The 1,197-nt window shown below is 70.0% G+C and carries 2 protein-coding genes; both read left to right on the top strand.

Annotated elements, in window-relative coordinates; genetic code table 11:
* Positions 1–193: hypothetical protein (locus HUK84_RS19160; RefSeq protein WP_176641633.1), on the top strand; the 193-nt coding region annotated here is incomplete at its 5' end.
* Between the two features lie 16 nt (positions 194–209).
* Positions 210–1,197: acyl-CoA dehydrogenase family protein (locus HUK84_RS19155; RefSeq protein WP_176641632.1), on the top strand; the 988-nt coding region annotated here is incomplete at its 3' end.

Raw genomic sequence — 1,197 nt, 5'->3', positions numbered from 1 at the left:
GCCCCACGACGTCACGGTCTCGGCGGCGCTGGCGCGCATTCTGACCGGCGGCGCCCACGACCCGGCCGAAACCCTGTCCGAGACCGCCTTGCTGGACCTCGAACGCGACGCCTTCCTCGGCCTGATCCGCGCCACGCCCACGCTCGACCGGATCGAACACATGCTGGAAACCGGCAAACCGCTCAGGAACTGACCAAAGGGCACGGACCATGCAGACCTATGCCGCCCCCCTGCGCGACATGCGCTTCGCCCTGACCGAACTGCATGATGTCGCGGCCCTGACGGTGCTTCCGGCCTTCTCCGACCTGGATGCCGACGCCATCGCCCCCATCCTGGAAGCGGCCGGCAAGCTCGCCACCGAAGTGCTGCTGCCGCTCAACGCCCCCGGCGACGCCCATGGCTGCACGCTGGAAAACGGGGTGGTGCGCACGCCGCCCGGCTTTCGCGCGGCCTATGCCGCTTTTCGCGCCGGCGGCTGGAATGCGGTCACCGGCGACCCGGCCTATGGCGGCCAGGGCCTGCCCCAGACGGTGGGCATGCTGGTGTCCGAAATGATCTGCGCCGCCAATCTGTCCTTCTCGCTCTATCCCGGCCTCACGGCGGGGGCCACGATCGCGATTGGCAGATTCGCCTCCGACGCGCTCCGCGCGCTCTACCTGCCCAAGCTGACCCAGGGCATCTGGGCCGGCACGATGTGCCTGACCGAGGCCCATTGCGGCACCGATCTCGGCCTGCTGCGCACCCGCGCGGTGCCGGCCGGCGACGGCAGCTACCGCCTGACCGGATCGAAGATCTTCGTCTCGGCCGGCGAGCACGATCTGACGGAAAACATCGTCCACATGGTCCTCGCCCGGCTGCCCGGCGCGCCGCCGGGCATCAAGGGGGTCAGCCTGTTCCTGGTGCCGAAATACCTTCCCGGCCCCGACGGCGGCCCCGACGGCGGCCCCGATGGCGGCCCCGATGGCGGTGTCGGCGCGCTCAACGGCGTCACCTGCACGGCGCTCGAGCACAAGATGGGCATCAAGGGCTCGGCCACCTGCCAGCTCAGCTTCGACGATGCCCAGGGCTGGCTCGTCGGCGCGCCGCACAAGGGCATGCACGGCATGTTCACCATGATGAACAGCGAGCGGCTCGGCGTGGGCATGCAGGGGCTGGGCCTGATCGAAGCCGCCTATCAAAGCGCCGTCCGCTACGCCC

This window comes from Nguyenibacter vanlangensis (assembly GCF_013376155.1).
GTDB classification, from domain to species: Bacteria; Pseudomonadota; Alphaproteobacteria; order Acetobacterales; family Acetobacteraceae; genus Gluconacetobacter; species Gluconacetobacter vanlangensis.
The sequence above is the reverse complement of the archived record's forward strand: the minus strand, read 5'-3'. Positions and strand labels throughout refer to the sequence as shown.